Genomic DNA, 20,325 nt, shown 5'->3' with positions numbered 1-20,325 from the left:
ATTGGTGACCGAAGATTTCCAATACTGCAACTCGAAATGTTCAGAGGTCTATTTTTCGTCGCGGGAGGATGTAGTTTGGGTGGCGATCGGTGGCCCGGTGCATTCTGGGATCTGTTCTGATCTTTGCGGGGCTGGCGCCGCCCTCAATGCTCCAAGCTAACGTCTAGTCGGCGCATTTCCGTTCCACTTGGAGAGCGCTGGAATCCAAGCTTCCATTTCCAATGATCGGTCTTCTCTTTGAGCTTTCTGTAGAGGAACCTAGTTCCTTGCATCAATCCCGCCCTCCAAGCCTGTCCACGATGTTCTCGCGCACGTCGCGGAGGCCACCGAGGACAGGGATGCGCTGCGCGACCGCGCGCACGGCGGCACGCTCCTTCGCGTTGCCGTCCGCCTCGAAGTCCTCGCCCCAGCCCTGGCCGATGCTGCCGATCACGGTGGCCGTGTCGTTCACGAGGCCCACGCTCGGGCCGAGGAGCGTGGACATGATCCGGGTCTGGCCGTAGGCGCCGTGCTCGGCCTGCGTGCCGACCGAGTGCATGGTGTCGGCGATCAGGCCGAAGCCGCCCATGGCCAGCATGCCTTCGAGATACCAGCCGGTCAGGTCGCCCCGGTCGCGCACGCTGCGCGTGGGGTTGCCCTGTTCGTCCTCGCCGCGCGACTGCACGATGTCCTTGAGCGTGAGGGACGCCATGCCGAGCGCCGGGCCGAGCATGGCCAGGTAGACCAGCGGCTTGACGTTGCCGTGGTCGGCCTCGTGCAGAATGTCGCCCGCGAGGCGCTGCATCATCAGCGGGTAGCTCTTGAGCTGGAAGACCATCGCGCCGACCGGCGTCTGCGCCCAGAGCGGCACGTCATTGGGGTTCGGCGCGAAGATCGCGTGGTCGGTGAAGCGGATCACCGCCGTGCGCACGGTGTCGTCGTCGCGCAGGAGCGCCGGGTTGTTCAGGCTCTCGTGCTCGCGCTGCCCGCCGGGCAGGAAGTCCTTGAGGCCGTAGGCGTTCAGGAAGCGCATGGCGCGGCGGTGCTCGCGGGTGCCGGGCTTCGAGGTGGTCAGCTTGCGCTGCATGGCCTTGAGGCTCTCGTAGCCCACGGCAGAGGCCATGGAGCGGTTCATGTCCGTCCAGGGGGTGAGCAGCGTGGCGTGGAAGAAGGCGTTGGTGGTCTTCGAATGGAAGCGCCCGAAGGTGTTGGTGAGCCGGTCGGAGACCACGCTCTCGATGGCGCCGCCCACGCCCCGGATCATGTCGCGGTAGACCGGATCGCCTGTGTACTGCGCCATGGCCTTCGCGTAGGTGCGAAGGGAGCCGGAGCGGATCACCGGCAGCGCGAGGTCGCCCAGCGAAGAGAGCGTGGTGAAGGCCAGCAGGCTGATGCTGTTCACCGAGCGGATGGCCTGCGAAGTCTTGTAGGCCCGGTCGGTGTTCATGCCGCTCTTGATGCGGCGCTTGGAGGCGACGGCCAGAGCGTTCTCCACGAAGGAGAGCTGGTCGGGCTTCACGCCCGCACGCTCGCCGCCGAAGTCCCGCAGCGCGGCCAGGATCGCGTCGGCCCGGCGGATGTAGGGCTCGCCGATGCGGCCACGCAGATCGCGCGGCGCGATGTCCATCAGCGCCTTGCGCGCGGCTGCCTCGCCCTCGTCGGCATAGGTGGCAGCGAGACCCTCGGCGAAGTCGCGCGCGGCATGCGCGTTCGGGAAGGGCATGCGCGTGGCCAGCTCGTACTCGACCATCTTGAGCGCGCCGGTCTTCTCCATGGCCGTCTTGGTCTGGGTGTAGACCCGATCCGTCGAGAGGAGATCAGCGATGCCCTCGGTGCCCTGGTCCACCACGCGCAGGTAGTCATAGGCCCCGTGGCGGTTGAGGCCATGCGCCTTGACCTGGAGGCTGCGGCGCGTGGAGGCGTCGAGGTACTTCGCGACGAGGCCGCCCAGATCGTTTTCGAGGTACTTCTCCAGCGCCGCGAGCTGGTCGCGGTAGGCGGGATTGTCGAGCTGGATCATGCGCGAGAAGTCCGCCTCCTCGAAGGCGGCGCTGCGCGAGCCGCCGCCCGCCGGGACGAACGCGCCCTCGGTGTCCTCGCCCACGAGGCGCGCGTACATGCGGTTTGCGAAGCCGTCCGCCGTGTTGTCGGGATCGGGCGCGCGCCCGGTGTGCAGCTCCTCGGCCCGGTGGTAGTCCGCCATGGCCGCGAGGAAGCCCTGCTTGTCCTTCTCGATGCGCTTCTGGTTCCAGACCTGCGGCACGTAGTTGTCGCGCTTGCCGATGCGCACGCCCGTGGCGCGCAGCTCGGCCAGCTCGTCGGCGAAGAGGCGGCGGAGCTGGTCGAAGACCTTGCGCTCCTCGTGCGAGAGCACCTTGTAGGCGCGGTCGTCCTCGCCCCGGCGCAGCGCGCGGATGATGCGCGTATGGCTGTCGGGCTGCTTGGCGTCGATGCCCTCCACGCCCACGGCGCGGACCTTGCGCGTGTAGCGCTTGAGCCAGTTGCCCGCGTCGGGCAGGGCGGCGAGGGACTTCTCGACCGGCAGGAGCTTCCTGGCGAGGAGCTGCTGCTGCTCGGCGAAGAACGTCTCGAACCAGTCGCCCAGCCAGTGCATGCCCACGCGCTTCATGGCCGCGCTCTGCGAGGAGAGGGCGAGCGTGACCATGTTGCCGAGCAAGCGCTCCTGGTCCTTCGTGGGCCAGCGCTTGCGCAGGATGTTGCGGAGCCCGTCCGTGAGGCGCGGATCGGGCTCGCCGCCGACTTCGAGGATCGAGGCCATGCGCATCGGCTCGATGTCGGCGAGGCTCTGCACGCGGCCCGAGGCCACGAGGTTGGCCAGGCCGGAGAGCGCGCCGGGGGCCAGCTCCGAGGCGTCGGCGGGCGATGCGTCCTGGAAGCGGTCGCTGCCCAGGTGGCGCAGCGCGGTGTCGTTCCACACGACCACGCGCGACTTGCCCACGCGCCCCTCGCCGAAGGGCGCGCGGATGCCGTCATAGCCGAGATCGGCGAGCACGCTGTTGACGAGACCATGCGCGCCCGCCTCGCCGTGCTTGGCGGCCAGCAGATCGGCCAGCTCCGCGCGGAAGTCGGCGCCGGTCATCGTGTCGTTGACGCGCGTGTCGAGCGCGCGGCCCTGCGCGTCGGTGAGCGAGCGGCGCTCGACCAGCTTTTCGAGGAGCATGCGCGGCCAGATCGCGGTGTCGTCCAGCAGGGTCTCGTCCATGGGGACGAGCTTCGCGTTGTGGCGCAGGACCACCGGGGCCACCTTCGCATCGCTCGGCAGCGCGTGCACGGCGAGCGTGTCGGAGATGCGCGCCTCCTGCGCGGCCAGCGCGTTGACCGTGTCGATCATGGCCGGGCGCTCGGCGGCTCCGGCGGTCTCGATCCGCAGGCGGAGCTGCGAGATGTCCCGGCGCAGCCGGTGCAGGTTCACCGCGTCTTCGAGGAGGTCGGCCTTGGCCGCGTCGGTCAGGCCGAGCCCGGCGATGTCGCCCGCAAGCGCATCGCGCGTGGGGCGGGCAAGGCCCGAGGGCGTGTCCTGGATGTAGGTGCCGGGGCCGAGGTCGCCGGGCTGGCGGCCCACCACGGCGTCGGGGTTGCGGCGCTCGCGGTGGGCGAGCGTGTTCGGCACGCGCGCATAGAGCACGTCGATCCGCTCGGCATCGGGGTTGCCGGTGGACCATGCCGCGATGGCCCGGCGGTGCTGGGGCGAGATGTTCCGCAGCAGGTCGTCGGCATGGCTGGCGGCCAGCTCGGGGGAGATGGTGGCGCGGTTGGCGAAGGCCAGCGGGCGCTCCTCGGCGAACATGTCGCCGTAGGTCAGCAGCCGGACAAATTCCTCCTGGCCCCGGCCCGAGGCGATCAGGCCGTTCGTCAGGTAGGCGAGGTGGTCTTCGAGCTGGTCGAGGGCCGGGTCGATGATGCCGCGCGTGCCCAGCTCGGAGAGCCGCGCGGGCTCCACGCCTTGCCAGATGCGGTCCCGGCGGCGGCGGCCAGCGAGGTGGTCCACGTAGCGCTGCGCGATCCAGCGCTCGGCGATTTCGGCGACCGGCGTGCCCGGCGCGTGCTGCTCGATCCACGGCTTCTGCGCGCCCGGCTTCATGGCCTCGAAGGCGGCGGCGATGGCCGCGCGCTGCTCGTCGGACCACGTGCCCCGGATCGTCATGTGCGCGAGGTCGCGCAGCGCGACGGCGGGCGAGTGGCGACCGCTGGAGAGGCCGGTGCCGATGGCGCGCAGGCGCGTGCGCACCGCGTTGAAGGCCGCGCCGCCCAGGTCGAGAGGATCGTCGGCCCCCTCCATCCCGGCGAGCCGGGCGAAGAGGCCATCGGAGAGGAGCGCGGCGGGCGCGTCGTCGGTGCCCTTGGCGGTCGCGCCCATGAGGGCGAGGAGCCGGTAGCCCACGGTGCGCGTGGCGTAGGTCTGGCGCTGCGTGCGGCTCGACATGGCGGCCAGCGCCTCGCGGATCGGCGCGCGGGCGAGGGCGGGCACGCCGAGCTGGCCCGACACTGCGTCGTGGTCGCCCTTCTCGATCTCGATCAGGTCGATGATCTGGGGCGAGCGCGTGGCCTTGCGCTGGCTCGCGGAGAGCGCGCGGACGGCCAGCTCGTAGTTGATCTTCTGGAGGGCCACCGGGTCTTCGCTCGCGGCGTCCTTGGCCTTCTCCAGATCGGCCTTGCCCATCTTCCAATAGGTCCGGTCGCGGACCTTGTTCAGCTTCTTGAGGTCGGTCTCTCCGCCGAGCGCGTGCAGGATCGCCGCCTCCTCGGGAGTGCCCTTCCTGGCCTTCAGCGCTTCCTTCAGCTCGCGCTTGCTGGCCTTGCGCGTGTTGACCGGCGCGCCCTTGGCGGGCTTGACCGGCTCGGGCGCGGAGGCGTTCTCCACGCGCCGCGCGATGGCCGCATCCTCGCGCGCGGCGCGCTTGGCGGCGCGCCATGCCGCCGTCACCTTGGAGCTGTAGCTCTCCCGGCCAGAGGCGCGGAAGTCGTCCAGCCGCTCGGCGGCGGAGGCAGGCACGTCGAAGGGGGGGTAGCCGCCCTCGCGTTTGAGGTAGGCCGCGCTCATGGCGTTGAACACCATGTCCAGCATGGCCTCGGTCGAGGACGCGCCCGTGTCCTTGATCTTCGAGATGTCTCGGTTGGCCGGTTTGAAGCCGGAGGCGTAGCCGTCATAGTACATGTCGGCCAGGATGTCGGCGCGCGCGTGCTGCTGCTCGGCGTCGAAGACGAGGCCAAGGCCATCCTCCTCCGGCGGCAGGTCGGCGAGCTGCTTGTCGGTCTTGAGGCCCAGCACCTCGAACACGTCGCGGCGGCGGTAGGTGATGATCGTGAGCGGCTTGCGCCCGCCCTTCTTCGTCGGCGCGGTCAGCGGCGAGAAGGGCTGCGAGCCTTCCTTCTTCGGCGTGGTCAGCGCGCCCAGCCAGCGCATCAGCTCCACATGGCTGCGCAGGATCAGGTTCGGATCGCCGGAGATCACGGCGGTTTCGATTGCGCTGCGAAGATCGGCGAGCTGGCCCATGCGCGTGACGATGGCCGTGCCGAGTTCGGTCTTGGGGGACTTCACGATACCGGGGCCGGAGACCGCGATCTTGTCCCGGTCGGGGAGGATGCGCTCGAAGAGCGGCTCCAGCTCGGGGTCGATAGGGGCCGTCTTCACGTAGCGCGTGAAGATGGCCTTCACGAAGGTGGCGATGCGCTTCCAGTAGCTCTCGTCCTGGATGATCGAGCCCTCGCGGCGGCCTGCCCACATCTGGAACTGGTTGGCGAAAAGCTCCTGCGGCGAGGCGAGCGCATTCGAGACGGTGGTGCCGCCCGGCACCTTCACGCCCGGCGGCACGGCCACGCGCTGCATGAGCGCCTTCTCGTCGCCCTCGTACTTGGCCACCGCGTTCCAGAAGGTGATCCGGTCGTCGGGCGTGAGGATGTTGAAGTACCCCCAATGCGCCATCTCGTGGTAGAGCGTGGCGATGCGCGGCTGCACCGGCTGGTGCTCGCCCGTGAGCCTGACATTCGCCGAGCCGTCCCGCGCCACCTCGTACTCATTGCCCTGGCCGCGCTGGAAGGCGGGACCGCTGCCCCCGGCAAGCTGGTCCATCAGGCGCGTGGCCTCGGCCTTTTCCTCGGGCGTGTAGCCGTCGATGATGTCGTGGAGCTGCGCGGCGGATTTCTCGCGCGTGATGTTGTCGGGGATGAGGCCAGCGGGGTGGTGCTCGGCGATGGCCGCGTAGAGGCCAGCCATGGCGTCGGCATAGGCGCGCACGCCGCCGCCCGCGGCGACGTTCTTCCAGCCCGCGGTTTCGAGATTGGTAGTGATGGCCACAAGCTCGCGCGGCGAGACTTCGGTGGAGCCGTCGAGCAGGCCCTTCGCGTGCCTGCCCATGGAGCCCACGACCGCCTCGATGGTGGCGCGGTGCTGGTCGGAGACCTTGATGGCCACCGGCTTTGCGCGGGAGACGGAGGTCGGCAGGCGCGGGTCGCGCACGTCCTTCTCGGGGGCAAGGCTGTCCCAGAGCTTGGCGGCCTGGGCGTCGGTGCCGGGGCGCTTGTTCGCGGGCGCGTAGCGGATTTCAAAGTCGGCGAGGTCCGCCTTGCCGAGCACCTGGGCGAGCGTCTGGCCGGGCTTGGCCATGCGGAAGAGGCGCACCTTGCGCGTGCCGCCCTGCGAGCGGCGCTGCCACGCCTCGTCCTTCATGCGCAGGATCGCCACGCGCGGGCCGTCATGGCCCGTCTTCTCGGCGGGCACATCCAGTGCCAGTGTCTTCTGCGCGCGCTTGTCCTTGAGCGCCTTGGCCACCAGCTCCGGGTTGCCGCCGGTCGCGCCGATAGCGCGCGCGGAGGTGGGCATGGTCTCGTCGGCCTCGGGCGCGGAGGTGTCGACGATGTCGGTCTCCGGGGCCTCGTCCTTCGGCGGCGGGGTCTCCTCGATCTCGATCTCCACGCGCTCGGTCGCGTCGAGCTGGTCGCGGATCGCCTCGTCGGCCTGCTCCTCCACGGTCATCTTCGCGAGCTGGTCGCGGCGGATGCCGTCCTCGGTGAAGTATTTCTGCTTGGCCGCCTCGGTCGCGTCGTCGGCATAGGTGGCCGCCTGCTTCTCGGAGACCATGACGCGCGCGCGAGGGATTTTCGTCTTGTCCAGCTCGTGCTGCGGCAACCGGGCGGCCATCGCGTCGAAGCTCGCGAAGGCGCGCGGCGCGCCGTGGCGGTTGGTGAGCGTGCCGGAGACATAGACGGTCTGGCCCGGCTGGGCGAGCACCAGCTTGCCGTCCGCGTCCTCGATCTTCTCGCCGCCGATGGCCTTGAACCACACGGCAGGCTTCTTCGCCTGCTGCGCCATGAAGCCCGCCTGATGGACGGAGAGCTGCTTGGCGTCCACGTCCACGCGCGACCGGCGCGTGGCACGGTTGAGCGTCTCGTCCACGAAGATGGCCGCGCGCTCCAGCATGCCGGAGTTGCTCGACATCCAGAAATTGCGGGCGTCGTCCAGGTACTTGTTCCGCCACTTGCCCGCGAGCACGGCAGCCATGAAGCGGTCGCTGTCGTAGCCGGACAGGCGGGTCGCACCCGCGTCGGTCATGGCCTTGAAGGCGGCATTGGAAGCCTGGGCCATTTCCTCGGGGGTGAAGAGGTCGCTCTCGCCCCGGATCACGGCATCGGCGATCACGCGCGATGCTGCCTCCATGCCGGTGCGGGAGGTGCGCGTGAGTTCGCCATCGGTCGAGAAATCGGGCGTCAGGAGCTTCTGGATGTCGAGGTCGATGGCGTCCCGGCGGAGGGTCTGCTCGCCGTCGAGCGGCAGGCGGCGGGCGGAAGACGGCGCTTCGAGAGTGCCGGTCTTCGCCGCTTCCTCAATCGTGGCATCGAAGAAGTGCAGCAGGTCCGTGCCGTACTGCGAGTAGTCGGGGTGCTGCGACTGGTTCTCGATCAGCGCGCGGAGGTCGGCCAGCGAGGTGGCCTCGTCGTCCTCGGCGATGATGCGCGTGGCCGCGTCCGCCACCCGGTCGGTATAGGCGCGGTCGTTCTCGGGGGCCTTCTCGCGGGCGGTCACGCGCCGGTCGATGGCGGCCACCATGTTCTCGGGGCTGCGGTGGCCGGAGCGCTCGGCGACGGCGCGCCAGTTCACGCCCGCCTTCACGGCGCGCTTCTGGAGATCGGCGGGCACGGCGGCGAACTTGTCGGCGAGCGTGGCGTTCGCCCATGCGTCCTGCTCGGGCGCGAGCGGCTTCTGCTCGGGCGAGGGCGTGGCCTTCGGGATTTCGCCGGCGGTGGCATCGCCCTCCATGTCGAGGCCGGGGCGCTCGGCGGTGGCCTCGGGCTCGGGGAGAGGGTTGGCCTTGATCCAGTCCTGCGCCTGCTTCTTGCCCACGTAGCCGGTGCCGCTGCGCGGCAGCTCGGCCACGTCGCCATCCCAGCCCGCGTCTATCAGCGCCTCGCGCGCGGCCTTGCCGACCTTCGCCTCCTTGGCCGAGAGGCGCGCCAGCGCGTCCGCCTTGCGTGCCTCGGGATTGGGGGGCTCGACCGGATCGGGGGTCTCGGGGGCCGGTGCGCGTGCCTCGGGATCGGGGGCATCGCCCCGCGCCTTGGCAAGCGCGGCGTCGAGATCGGCGCGGATCGAGGCCAGCTCCTCGGGGGTCGTGCTGGCCGGGTCCTGCGCGGCCTTCGCGAAGCGCTCGGTGGCAGAGGCCAGCTCGGCCTGCGCGGCTTTCAGGGATGCGAGCTGGTCTTCGGCGGGGGCAGGGGCTTCGGGCGCGGCGGCGGGCGCAGCGGGCGCGGCGGGTTCTTGGCCGGTCCCTTCCGGCTTTGCCGCCTGCGCACCCGCATCAGGGGCGGCGGCATCTTCCGACGCGGCGCGGGCCTCGTAGTCGGCCAGCATGGCCTTGAGCTTGTCGAGGGCTTCGAGGTCGTTCTCGGTGTCGTCGTCGGCAACGGCTCGGGCTGCACTGTCGATGGCCTCCTGTTCGGCTGCGGCTGCATCGGCGGCGGCTTGGTCTCCCGCCTCGGCGGCGCGTGCGGCCTGCTTCGAGATGCGCGCGCTCACGCGCCCGAGCGTGGTCTCGGCTTCGGCAAGGCTGGCGTCATGCGCCCTCATCTCGTCGGTGGAAACGCCGTCCGCCTCGGCGTCCGAGATCGCCGCCCTGAGTTCGCCGCGCAGCTTGGCCAGCGGCGGTTCCTCGGCCTCAATGATGACGGCGGGAGCCGCGCCCGGCGTGGCAGGATCGCCGGGCGCGGCAGGCGCACCGGAGGGGCCGGTGGAAGCCGCCATGCCCGCGCGCATCTGCTCCAGCATGCGCGCCGTGTTCGACGGGTCGAGCGCGCTGGTGATGTCTTCGTTCGACATGCGCTGGAGGTCCTCGGGCTGGAAGCCGTAGGATTTCAGGCGGGCGATGTCGTTCTGCCCCAGCCGCGCGCCGACAAGCGCGGAGGGAATGTTCATGAGGCCACCGGCAGCGCCGCCGATGGCACCGCCGAGTGCGGCAGCACCGCCGAGCTGGCCCACGGAGAAGCCGTCCTGCCGCCCCAGCTCGATGTCGCGGGTCTGCTCCAGCGCGTTGGCCACGCCCTCGGTGGCGGCGGAGACCGCGCCCTCGGTCACGGCGGCCTTGGCCACGCCCGCCTTGAGGCCAGCGGTGACGGCCTTGCGCGCGGAGACCTGCGCGCCCTTGGCGGCTGCGCGTGCGGCTGCCTGTCCGCCCACCTTGCCCGCCACGCCTCCGAGGAGGTTGGCCGGGTCAAGGATCAGCGCCGCGCCGTAGTCGGACACTACGTCGCCAAGGGACCGGTCGGGATTCGAGGTGAAGCCGGGCAGCGCGTCGTAGACATCCGTAAGGCGGGCGAGGCGCTGCTTGCGTTCGAGGTCGGCGTTCGTCGCGCGTGCGGCGGAGATGCCGATGGAGACCGTGTTCGTCGCCTCCCATGCGCCCCGGTTGTAGAACTGCTCGCGCAGCTCGTCGTCGCTCATGCCGGAGGTGGCGACGCCTCGATCCTCAAGCTCCTGCCGCCAGTCGTTCAGGAAGCGCGGATCGTGGAGGGTGTCGAGGCCAGCCCCCTGGGTGTAGCCGGTCTCGCCCCACTTCTCGTCAAGGGCCGCGATGTTCGAGGTGCTGCTCTGGAGGCTGTCGAGTAGGCGGCCCAAGGGTCATCTCCTGTTGTCTCTGGCCACCATAGGCGCGTGCGCGTGCGCGGTCGTCCTCACGGAGAGAGGTGGCAGGGAACAGTGCAGAACCATGTGGGAGGACTGGCCGCGCGGCTGCGGGTTGGGCTGCGCTTGGAGGCCGTTCCGCGAGGGACAGAAAGACGATCCTTCGGGGAGCGCTGCAACCGGACCTTCACGCCCACTCGCGCGAAGTATCGACTAGAGCGGGCAGCGGTCCACTTGGCGATTGCAGGTTGAATTACAACTCAACTTGATCTCAGTTTTCAGAAAGACGCATGACATGGAAAGGCAGTTTGAAAAGATATGTCTCATCAAAGTCGGAAGGGATTGGTTTCGTTACGGTGACTTTTCCAAAGTTGGTCGCGAAAGACGGTAAAGCTAGTTCGGGAAGCTCCTCGTCAGGGCTGTGCCCCTCAAATCTCGACACTCCAGAAACGATCACTAGCCAGGACTGATCGCAGGTCTCATATCGCTTCAGTCGCTTGTTCTTACTTTCCAGGATTGGCAAAAGAACACTATCGTCGAAGTCGGGCAGTATACCGCCTCGACCGCCCAATACCTTGATGCCGGACACATTGTCCCTAATGACACAAACGTTCTGGATAAACTCGGGCAACGGAGCGGAAGTTTCGCGTTTACCTTGCCCCATTTTCGCGTCTTTTCGCCTCCGCGCAACTTCTTCTGCCCAGATCGTAATCGAACCTGGGTCTGGAAGCGAAGCGGCTATATTAAAGACACACTGCGCCAGCTCCGGCAGTGTAGCCGTGTCTTTTTTTTCAACGGGAACCCCGTCTTCGAAGGCAAAGCATATCGCCATCCCCACGCCACTGTCTTTTGCTTGGTATTCGAGACATTTTTTAAGTCCTCTCGCATACATGCTTTGAGCGTGCTCGATCTGAATTGCCCCGAATTTTACTACTTCGTGCCGAGCAGTCGTCAATTCGATGCCGATAGTCTTTCCTTCAATGACGGCAATGAAGTCCGGGCACTCGTGGGGATCGAGCGCTTGCGGAGCGATTTTTGCGGCTCGAAAAAATTCCAAGAGTTGATTGCGCTCTATATCTTTGGGATTATTCATCGTTCAGTTTTCGCTCCTTCGGAATCGGGATCATGTGAATACACTTTCGCAAGACAAGGTATGCAAGTCTTCTTAGATGTGAACAGAATATTCCGATAGAGACCTGATTTTATCTCTTCCTGGCGCCGCGAGAACCCGGTTTTGCGTCGCCAATCTCGCCCGTATCACAACTAGATTGACTGCCGCCTGCATCACGGGTGCTGGTGGCGCTTGCCGGGACCAGTCGGCGGTGCCCACGGGTCTTTGACTTGCGGTGCGTCCCGCTGCCGCCTGCCGCTTTGCGTGACCGGCGTGGTGGGCGCGGCAGGAGCCGAAGCGGCAGGAGAGGCGGCAGGCGCGGCCTGCGAAGCCTGGGCGGCCTGTGCCTGCTGCGCGGCGGTGCGGAGCTTGCCGATCTGCTGGAGCCGCTGCTTCACCTCGCGCTCGGCCTGCGCGATCACGCGCTGCATGCCCACATCGTCGTAGGTCTCGCCGATCTTGAGGAAGCTGTAGGGGTCTGCCTTGTCGCCCGCATAGAGGGTGCGCATGCCTTCGAGGAGCTGCATCGCCTGCGCCTCGGCTGCGTCGAGATATTCGAGCGTGGCCTCGGGCTGCTGCTGCCCGGTGGCCTTGGCGATAGTGGCGTCCACGCCGCTCTTGCCGGTCAGCACTTCGGTCACGTCGCTCTGGTAGCCGGTCAGCACGTCCGCCATGATCATGGGCTTGCCCGCATCGCGCGGCAGGCGGTCGTTGACGAAGCTCTCCTGCGCTTCCGACTGCGACACGAGGCCGAACTGCGTGACCATGGCGTCCATGGCCTCGCGCACGTTGTCGAAGCCGCCCGTGCGCAGAGCGTCCGCCACGCGCACGATCTGGTCGGGCGTCATCGCGTGAGTGCTGCCGAGCATGGTGAGCGCGGCCTTCGACACCTCGTCCTTCCCGAGACTGTCGGCGACGGCGCGGACATTGGCGTCCTGCTCTTCCTGCCGCTTGGTCCAGAGAGCTTGGCTGTCGGTTTTCGTCTTGTCGTAGGTGGCCTTGCGCTGGTCGGCCTGGGCAAGCTGCGCGCTGCGGAGCTGCCCGCCGATCAGCTCATCCACCGTCGTGCCGGGGCGGAAGGCTTGGGGCACCGCGTCGAGCATCTGCTGCACCAGCCTGCGCGCGCCGTCGATGTCGCCAGCCTTGAGGAGCGCCGCGACGGCAGGGTCCTGGTCGATCCTGCCGCGCAGCTCGGTGAGATGCTTCTGCTTCTGGCCCGCCTCATGGCGATTCACGTGCTCGTCCAGCACGCTCTGCGGCAGAATGGTGTCGGCGTCTGCGGGTTCGATCCCGAGCACGGTGATCGCGGCCTCGCGCATGTCGATGCCGTTCGACTGCGCATAGTCATAGACGGTCTGGATGTTCTTGAAGAGATCGGACTGCGCTTGCCGGGCGCGGGCGGACTTCGCGGCCTCGCGGTCCTCCGCCTCGCGCGCCTGCTCGGTCTCCACGCGCTTGAGCAGGGCTTCGGCCACCGGCTTGGGCACCCCGAGATAGCCGGACAGGTCGTCGGCGGTCAGGCCCTCCTGCACTCCGGCCAGCTCCATGGCTTCGCCCAGGTGCTCCTGCGTCTTCTTCTGGAGCGTGCGCTGGTAGTTGCCCTCCGTGAAGATGCCCGACACGTCGAAGCCGTCCAGGTTCTCCATGCCGAGATCAGAGGCGAAGCCCTTCATGGCCTTGCCCATGTCGCCGCCGCTGTCGAGGATGTAGCTCTCCGCGCTCTCGCGCAGGCGGCCAGCGAGCGAGTTGCGCGCGTCGAGGTCTTCGATGGCTTGGCGGCTCTGGTCGCGCTGCTTGCGCTTGGCGTTCTCGTCGGCGATGCCTTGCAGCACCGAGCCGGAGGGAGCCCCCGCGGCGATGTAGTTCCGGCCACCGGCACGGGTGTCGATCCAGCTCTGCATTTCGGCGAGCGTGGCGTGCGGGTTGGCCTGCTTGTACTGCTCCCACGCCTGCGCCAGCTCCACGCGCTTGCGCCGGTTGTTCTCGATGCCTTCGTTGAAGCCGGAGACGGCGCTGCCCCAGGGGATGTACATTCAGGTTCTCCTCACGCCCACATGTGCTGCCACAGGTTCTTCGTGGCCACGCCATCGTTCCCGGCCTTGTCGGCCTGCCACGCGCTCCAGCCCGTGTCGAAGGTGTCTGCCAGCCCGGCCACGTTGTTCTTCATGAAGCTGCCCCACGCGCCCTGCGCCTGGCCCTCGTAGGAGTTTGCCCGGTCCTGCGCGCTCGCATAGTTCGACTGCGCCATGTTCGCGGAGTTCTGGAAGAAGCCCGACGGGTCGAGCTGCTTGGTCGCCTGGTAGCCGGTGATCGCCGTGTCCACGCCGGAGCCGAAGGCGTAGGGGTTCGCCACGCTCGTGCTGACCTGGTAGTCCGAGAGGCGCGACGCGGGCGCGTAGGCGGCATTGTCGTAGATCGCCGAGACGCCGAGCGGCACGTACCCGAGGTTCCCGCTCTGGATGCTGCGCTGGACATTCGCGGAGGGCGCGGCGGAGGCGAGCTGCGAGAGGCCAGCCAGGGTGGTCACGTCAGGCATTCCCATGAGCGTGTCGAGGCCAGCGGATGCGACGCTGCCGATCTCGTTCAGCACGTTCTGGCGGTGCCCCATCTGCGCATTGTAGTCGGTCAGGAAGGCACCCTGCTTGCCGGTGATGAAGGCCAGCGCGTCGTCATAGGCGCGGTCGCGCGCGCTCTGGTACTCGTCGGCGATCCGGCGCGTGATGTCGCTGCGCTTGGCCGTGCCCGTGGTCGAGGCGTCGAGGCCAGCACGGATGAGGTTGGCCTCGTTCTGCGAGGCCACGCGCGTGGCGGCGCGGTCCACGTCCGACTGGTAGCGCTCCACGCGCCCGGCGATCTCGGCGTCAAGCTCCTCGCGGGAGATGGTGGGCACGTCCGGCACCGAGCCAAGCTCGACCTGCGCGCGCTTGAGGGAGCGCTGGAGCTGGTCGGTCTGGCCGAGGATGCGCTCGTTGAGCTGGAGGTCGCGCATGCGGTCCTCCTCCATCGAGCGGCGGGCGGTGCTGTACTCGCCCAGCACGAAGTCGCGCTCCTGCTGCGCGATGGACTTCTCCTCGTAGTAGCGGCGCATGTCGTCGTCACGCTCGCCCTGCGCAAGCGCCTGTGCCTGCGCGAGCTGCTGCTCGGCATACTTGCGCTCCTGCGCCGTGAGCCGCTGGTTCTGGAGGAGCTGCTGGTATCGCATGGCCTCCACGCGCGCGGCCTCCCGGTCCATCTCGACCTGCCGGTCGATCTCGTACTGGCGCTCGGAGGTGAGCGTGTCGCGGAACTGGCCCATCTGTCCGATCTGCCACTCGCGTTCCTGCTCGGCGAGGAGCTGGTCGTTCTGGCGCTTCTGCCGGATATAGGCGTTCTCGGCGTTCATCTGGTTCATGGCCTGCATGCCCATGAACTGCTGGTGCTGCATCTGCTGGCGCATCAGCCCGTATTGCTGCGCGGCCTGCGCCTGCGCAGCGCTGGCCTGCTGGCCGGATTGCCATGCGCCGAGCGCGCCCATTCCGAGACCGATGATCTGGCTCCACATGTCAGGCCACCCCGAGAAGCTGCGAGAAGGTGCCAACTTCGCCATTCGCGGACTTGGCCGCGTCGCGGAAGCTGGTGATGAGCGCAAGGATCTGATCTTCCGTCAGCGTATCGCTCTTGAGCATGCTCTGGAGCTGCTGGCTGTTCGCGCTGGCGGTTGCCTGATCGCGCGCGGCAACGTTGGCCGCGTCGTTCTTGATCCGGTTCGACTGCTCGGCGAGATAGCTCTGGATGGAGGCCACCTCGTCGTCGGCCTGTGCGGCTCCGTATAGATCGCGCTTGCCGGTGATCTGGTCGAGGAGCGCCTGCTGCGCGTCCACGTCCGAGGCCGAGAAATAGGTGCCGGTCTTCACCGCGTCGAGGAGCGATTGCGCGTCGGTCTCCACGCCCGCACGCTCGGTGCCGAGCTTTTCGGTGTTGGCGTCGAGCGATTCATAGAGGCTGGAAAGCTGAGCGCGCGCGGCGTCGGCGTCGCTGCCGGCGAAAAGTCCGAGATCGCCGTAAAGCTCGTCCAGCGCGGAGGTCGCCGTGCCGGAGCCTTCGGTGTCGTAGAAGTCGAGGCCATTGACGGTTCCGCCGAGCGTGGCGAGCTGGGCAAGGTAGGGCGACATCGCGGCTGCGCGGTCGGAGCGGAGCTTGTCGATCTGCGTCTGGACCGAGCCGAGCGTGGTGTCCACGCCTCCGAAGTCGGGGTTCAGCGCGGAGGAGAAGCTGCCCATGTCGCCCTGGAGCGCCGCGAGCTGTTCTTCGAGCGAGGTCAGGCCGTCGAGGCTGTAGATGTTGCCGCCCTTGGCCGCGCCGAGAAGCTCCGCGGCGGCGGTCGAGAAGCTCTTGGACGCGGTGTCCACGCGCGACTGTTCCGCCTCCCGCTGCGACTGGAGCTGCGAGAGGCGCGACCCCAGCGAATTGAGATAGGAGGTCTCGCCCGAGAAGTCGTGGGGCATGTCGCTTTTGAAGCGGGAGATTTCGAGGAGCCGGTCGGCGATGGCCTGATCGGCAGCTTCGATCCCCGCCTCGTCGGCGATCCCCAGGCCGCGCACCTGTTCGGCGATCCCGTCCGAGGAGGACTGGAGGCCGGAAAGGAAGCTGTCGATCCGGGCCTGTTCGCCCGTGCGCGCGTCGCGCAGGGCGGTGAGCTGGCCTTGCAGGTCGTCGATCCCGAGCCCCTGCTTCCAGCCCGCAGCGACTTGGCCCATGATCGGCGAACTGAAATTCCCGATGTCGGTCTGGAGCTGGCGCAGAGCCCTGTCGTTCGAGTTGATCGAGGCGAGGTCCGACATTTCGGTGGTGTCCAGGTTCCAGCCCAGATCGGAGAGCTGGGACATCACGTCATCGCGGAAGGCGTTGATGCGCTTCACCTCGTCGGAGCGCTTGGCCGTGAGGTTCTTGACCTTCTGCTGCTGCGCGGCCAGCTCGCGGGAGATGCGCGCGTAAAGCTCCTTCTCCGCATTCAGCGAAACCTGCGGCGCGGCGAGCGACTGGTAGCCCGCCGGAGAATAGGCGCTGGTCGCGTAGCCGGGCGTCTTCACGCTGCTGCGGTCGAGCGTGGCGAACTTGTCGGCGAAGCCGCGCACGGCGGCGGAGTAGTCCGCGAAGCGGTTCTCGTTAACGTCCTCGGTCGCGGGGTCGTCCCACAGGTCGCGGATGTCGAGGCCGTTCTCGCCGGTCCAGGTGCTCTTGAAGTCCTCCCATTCGCCCGCGAGGCCGCCGCCCGTGACCAGCTCCTCGGAGTTGTCCCAGGTCGTGTCGCTGGGATCGAAGGTGGTCATGGTCTGGGAGAACGGGGACTTGATGTCCCCCGAGGTCCAGCCGTCCCCGAGAAGCTGGTTGTTGAACACGCTCACATCATTGTTGAACTGATACCATTTGTCCTGGTTCGAGGAGATCGCATCGGCTCGGGCCTGCGCCGCTTCGGCGGTGTAGCTGGGGGTCTTGGGTGCCTTGGCTCCGTAGCCCATGTCATTCGCCTTTCGTCTCTGCCATCGGCGGGCGGGCCTTCGCTCCGCGCATCCTGATCCTCGCGGTTTCCTCCTCGAAGTCGGCGAAGGTCTCGCTGTTCGTCTGGTCGTTCCTGATGTGCGCCAGGGTCATCGCATGGAGCATGTGATCGAAGCCGCCCGTGATGCGTGCGACCGTGGCCAGCACCAGATGGGTGTGCTCGCGCATGACGAAGCTGAACATGCGCGTCTTCTCGTTCGGATGAGTGCGCCACGTGTCGCCGAGGGTCCAGCCTGCGAGGGCCAGCGCGTGGGCATTCGAGAGCGCCAGCGCGTGCTCGCGGAAGAAGGGGTTCTGCGGCATGTCCACCGAGAGCGCGGTGGCGATTTTCAGCATGTCGCCGGGCACGTCCGTGCTGTCGCCGTCTGCGATGTCGTCGATCAGGCGGGCCACGCGCATGAACAATGCGAGGTAAGCTCCAGCCTCCGCGTTGCCGTTGGCGATCCTCTCTGCAAGGGCGTCCAGCTCGTGTTCGGGAATGGACATGGCTCAGCTCTTGATCTTGACGGCCAGCGAGACTTCCAGCCCCGCAAGCGAAGACGGCGAGGAGACGATAACGCCCACCCCGATGGAGGCGAGCGTGGCGTCGGCGGCGACGGGGGAACCGATGGTGATCTCGTAAGGGGCCGTGGCGGCAGAATAGACCGGGCCGGTGCCAACGCCGTTCAGGGCGAGCTGCACGTTGCAGGTGCCGGAGGTGGTGCGGATGGCAATGCCGGTGATCGTGACCGATTGCTGGAAGATGCGGTTGAGCGAGTAGCTGCCCGCAGCAGCCGTGCCCAGGTCCCGGTAGTAGGTCGCGGAGCCCAGCAGCTCGGGGAGCTGCGAAGAGGGCAGGCGGCCCGAGGCGTCGAGCGCGGCCACGCCATTGGCCGCGCCGCGTTCGGCCCGCGGGATGACGGCGGAGAGGTCGGGCGTCACGAACTCAAGCGCGGTGCCGGTGCCGTTCACGCGCAGGTACTGCTCGGCGTTCGAGGTGGAGTACGAGGGGAGCGTGTTCTCCGGGCTGGTCATCAGCCACTCGATGCCGTTCCAGACCTTCACGAGATTGGGGTTGGACGCGATGTCGAACCAGAAATCGCCCGTGGCCGGTTCGACCGGCGAGGTGGTGGAGACGGTGAGGTTGCCCTTCTTGGCGAGCGTGCTGGCGAGGTCGATCACCTTGGCCTGCGGGAAAGAGCCGTCGGGAATGCCGATGCGGTCGAGCCGGATCAGTCCGGTGTCGGGCGAGCAATAGCTGGCCTCGGTCATCAGGCCGGAGACCACCTGCGCGGCGGTGGATTCCACGGTGATGATCGTGACGATGTTGCCCGCCGGTACGCTCGTGTTGAAGGAGACCTGTCCGACCGAAGGCGTGGACGTGTAGTCGTAGGTCAGGCCCTCGCGCTGGAGGATGCCGTTGAGGTAGACGTTGAGCTTGTCGCCGCTCTCGTGCGCGAAGGCGAAGTTGAAGGTGTCCCCGATGGTCTCGTGGTCCACGCGCACGTAGTTCGAGATGGCGTTCGCGCGCACCCGGTAGAGCGTCAGCGTCTCCGTGCCGGTGAAGGGCGTGACGAAGGTCACGCTCCCGTTGCCTGCGACGCCGCCCGTGTTCTCGAAGGTGTAATCGGCGTCGGGCACCGCGAGCACACCGTCCACGAAGACAAGCAGGTCTTCGTCGGCCTCGTGGGCATACTCGATTTCGGTGGCGCCGTTGCCGGGCACGATGTCGTAGCGGCCATAGATGACGGGAGCGTCCACTTCGCCCAGGTTCGCGCCGGGCACGCCCTTGATGTCCTCGGCGGAGGCGAGCGTGACCCAGCCGTCGGTGTCGAGCGCGTACTCTCCCACGCGGTACTTGATCGAGCCGTCCAGATCGCGGGTGAACTCGATGGGGCCATGCCACTGGCCGTTGTCGTCGAAGAGCTGGCCGACCAGCTCGCCCAGCGTCTTGTTCCCCAGCTCGGCGGCGTTCATGTACCTGATGACGTTCTCGAACTCCGCCGAGATGTTGGGCGAGGCGCGGTAGTTGCCGGGATATTGCTGGCGAAGTCGGGCCATCAGTCTTGCCTCGTGGTCACGGCGAAGCCCGAGATGCGGACCAGCCCGTCGGATTGGGTGATGCGGAAGTGGTATTGGGCCGCGAGGTAGCGAACCTGCCACATGCGCTCGTACTGGCGGGAGAGTGGCACGGCGAAACTGTCGGTGTCGTCCGCATCGGGCGCGATCTCGAAGGCCATCGAGCCAAGCACGCGCCCCTCCAGATCGGTGGCCCACATCTCGACGATCCCCGAGCCGCTGGCCTGGAGCGTGAAGCTATGGGTTCGCTTCGCCTCGACCAGCGAGCCGTGCCAGAGGAAGGGCGTGACGATGTAGGCTTCGGGGGCTACCGCAGTTGCAGGCAGGCCGTCGCGGTTGCGGTCGCGCACGATTTCGTAGAGGCCGCCATTGGTCCCGTAGACGAGGCGGCCCGCAAGCGCGTCGCCGCAGCGCGCGTCGAGGAACGTGCCGCCCGAGTAGCGCGCGCTGTCCTCCTCGCCGGGAACGGGCGAGAGAGTGAGCGTGAGGCGGCGCGCTGTCCTGTTGCCGGGCTGCGGGAAGAACACGTGATACTGGTTCGCGTCCTGGTCGTAGACGGCGGACATGGCCGCGGGGTCCGACATGTTCTCGAAGCAGTGCCGGTAGAGCGTGTCGATCTTGAAGGAAAGCGAGACAGTCCCGAGCAGGATGCCGTTCTGCGAACTGCGGCGGATCGAGTGCACGCCCTGCCGCGAGCAGAAGAGGAGATCGGTGCCCGCGGGGCAGATCGTGTTGTGCGACACGCAGCCCACGCGCAGGTTGGCCTGCGCGTCGATGGTCCAGGCGTCGATGTCGGGGTCCAGCCGGTAGACCACCGCGCGGTCGGAGGTGAACACGACAAGGCCATCCTGTTCGAGCTGGCCCAGCCCGGTGATCTGGTCGGCGGTGCCGATCAGGTTGGCCACGTCGATGATGCCCGCGCGCAGCACGCTCTCCTCGGCGGGGTCCTCGTCGCCGGGAAAGACGGCGGGGCTGTCCACGCGCGAGATGTGCACCTCTGTCTCGAAGCCGGTGATCCCCGCCACGCACAGGCGGCGCTGCACGGTCGTGATCATGCTGGGGCGCAGCAGCGACATGGAGGGCGAGCTGTTCTGGTGGAAGAGCGCGCCGTCGTAGTAGCGCATGCGCGCGCCCTTCGCGGCCACGTGCACATTGCGGTTGAAGATGGTCGAGGAAAGGACCGCATCCTGGGGATAGCGGAAGGCATCCTCATGGCCTTCGGTCGAGGTCAGCCGGATGCCGTCGCCGCGGCGCTCGCCATATACCACGCGGTCGGTGTCGAAATGGCGCGCGTGGACGACCTGGAGAGAGCCGTGCACGGGCCGGGCGGCGGGGCCGCGCACGACCTGGCCGCGCCAGTCGCAGTAGGCATTCTCGATGGTGGCGAAATGCTGTTCCCGTCCCGTGTCCATCGCCGTGATGTGGCGCGATCCGTCGAGCCCCATGAACGTGTCGTAGGCGTGCGTCTTGAGCTTGAGCTGGGCGGAGGAGCGGATGCCGGACATGG

The 20,325-nt window shown here is 67.7% G+C and carries 8 protein-coding genes; all 8 read right to left on the bottom strand.

The window, feature by feature from the left end:
* Window positions 1–271: 271 nt before the first annotated feature.
* The gene (locus FGX59_RS04650) at window positions 272–10,105 is read right to left on the bottom strand and encodes a hypothetical protein (protein ID WP_138465361.1); all 9,834 of its coding nucleotides are present in this window, start codon (window positions 10,103–10,105) and stop codon (window positions 272–274) included.
* A gap of 277 nt (window positions 10,106–10,382) precedes the next feature.
* On the bottom strand, window positions 10,383–11,204 hold the full coding sequence (locus FGX59_RS04645) for a hypothetical protein (RefSeq protein ID WP_138465360.1): 822 nt from the start codon (window positions 11,202–11,204) through the stop codon (window positions 10,383–10,385).
* Window positions 11,205–11,395: 191 nt separating this feature from the next.
* Complete coding sequence (locus FGX59_RS04640; RefSeq protein WP_138465359.1) at window positions 11,396–13,255, bottom strand: hypothetical protein; 1,860 nt, start codon at window positions 13,253–13,255, stop codon at window positions 11,396–11,398.
* An 11-nt stretch (window positions 13,256–13,266) separates the two neighbouring features.
* Window positions 13,267–14,763 (bottom strand): hypothetical protein, encoded by a 1,497-nt coding sequence (locus tag FGX59_RS04635; protein ID WP_138465358.1) that lies wholly within the window; start codon window positions 14,761–14,763, stop codon window positions 13,267–13,269.
* 1 nt (window position 14,764) lies between these two features.
* The gene (locus FGX59_RS04630) at window positions 14,765–16,720 is read right to left on the bottom strand and encodes a hypothetical protein (RefSeq protein WP_138465357.1); all 1,956 of its coding nucleotides are present in this window, start codon (window positions 16,718–16,720) and stop codon (window positions 14,765–14,767) included.
* 1 nt (window position 16,721) lies between these two features.
* Entirely contained in the window at window positions 16,722–17,246 is a 525-nt protein-coding gene (locus FGX59_RS04625) for a hypothetical protein (RefSeq protein ID WP_138465356.1), read from the bottom strand.
* A gap of 3 nt (window positions 17,247–17,249) precedes the next feature.
* On the bottom strand, window positions 17,250–18,800 hold the full coding sequence (locus FGX59_RS04620; protein ID WP_138465355.1) for a hypothetical protein: 1,551 nt from the start codon (window positions 18,798–18,800) through the stop codon (window positions 17,250–17,252).
* Window positions 18,800–20,323: a hypothetical protein gene (locus FGX59_RS04615; RefSeq protein ID WP_138465354.1), complete on the bottom strand. Its 1,524-nt coding sequence runs from the start codon at window positions 20,321–20,323 to the stop codon at window positions 18,800–18,802. Before FGX59_RS04615 ends, FGX59_RS04620 begins: the two co-directional genes overlap by 1 nt.
* Between the last annotated feature and the right edge of the window lie 2 nt (window positions 20,324–20,325).

It is taken from the genome of Poseidonocella sp. HB161398, assembly GCF_005870025.1.
In the GTDB taxonomy this organism is placed as follows: Bacteria; Pseudomonadota; Alphaproteobacteria; order Rhodobacterales; family Rhodobacteraceae; genus Mangrovicoccus.
Note: the sequence above shows the minus strand (reverse complement) of the source record. Positions and strands in the feature narration are given on the sequence as shown.

Bases quoted from the DNA above. Each gene is read 5' to 3' on its own strand.
- FGX59_RS04645 (WP_138465360.1), bottom strand. From the start codon at position 11,204: ATGAATAATCCCAAAGATATAGAGCGCAATCAACTCTTGGAATTTTTT.
- FGX59_RS04640 (WP_138465359.1), bottom strand. From the start codon at position 13,255: ATGTACATCCCCTGGGGCAGCGCCGTCTCCGGCTTCAACGAAGGCATC.
- FGX59_RS04635 (WP_138465358.1), bottom strand. From the start codon at position 14,763: ATGTGGAGCCAGATCATCGGTCTCGGAATGGGCGCGCTCGGCGCATGG.
- FGX59_RS04630 (WP_138465357.1), bottom strand. From the start codon at position 16,720: ATGGGCTACGGAGCCAAGGCACCCAAGACCCCCAGCTACACCGCCGAA.
- FGX59_RS04625 (WP_138465356.1), bottom strand. From the start codon at position 17,246: ATGTCCATTCCCGAACACGAGCTGGACGCCCTTGCAGAGAGGATCGCC.
- FGX59_RS04620 (WP_138465355.1), bottom strand. From the start codon at position 18,800: ATGGCCCGACTTCGCCAGCAATATCCCGGCAACTACCGCGCCTCGCCC.
- FGX59_RS04615 (WP_138465354.1), bottom strand. From the start codon at position 20,323: ATGTCCGGCATCCGCTCCTCCGCCCAGCTCAAGCTCAAGACGCACGCC.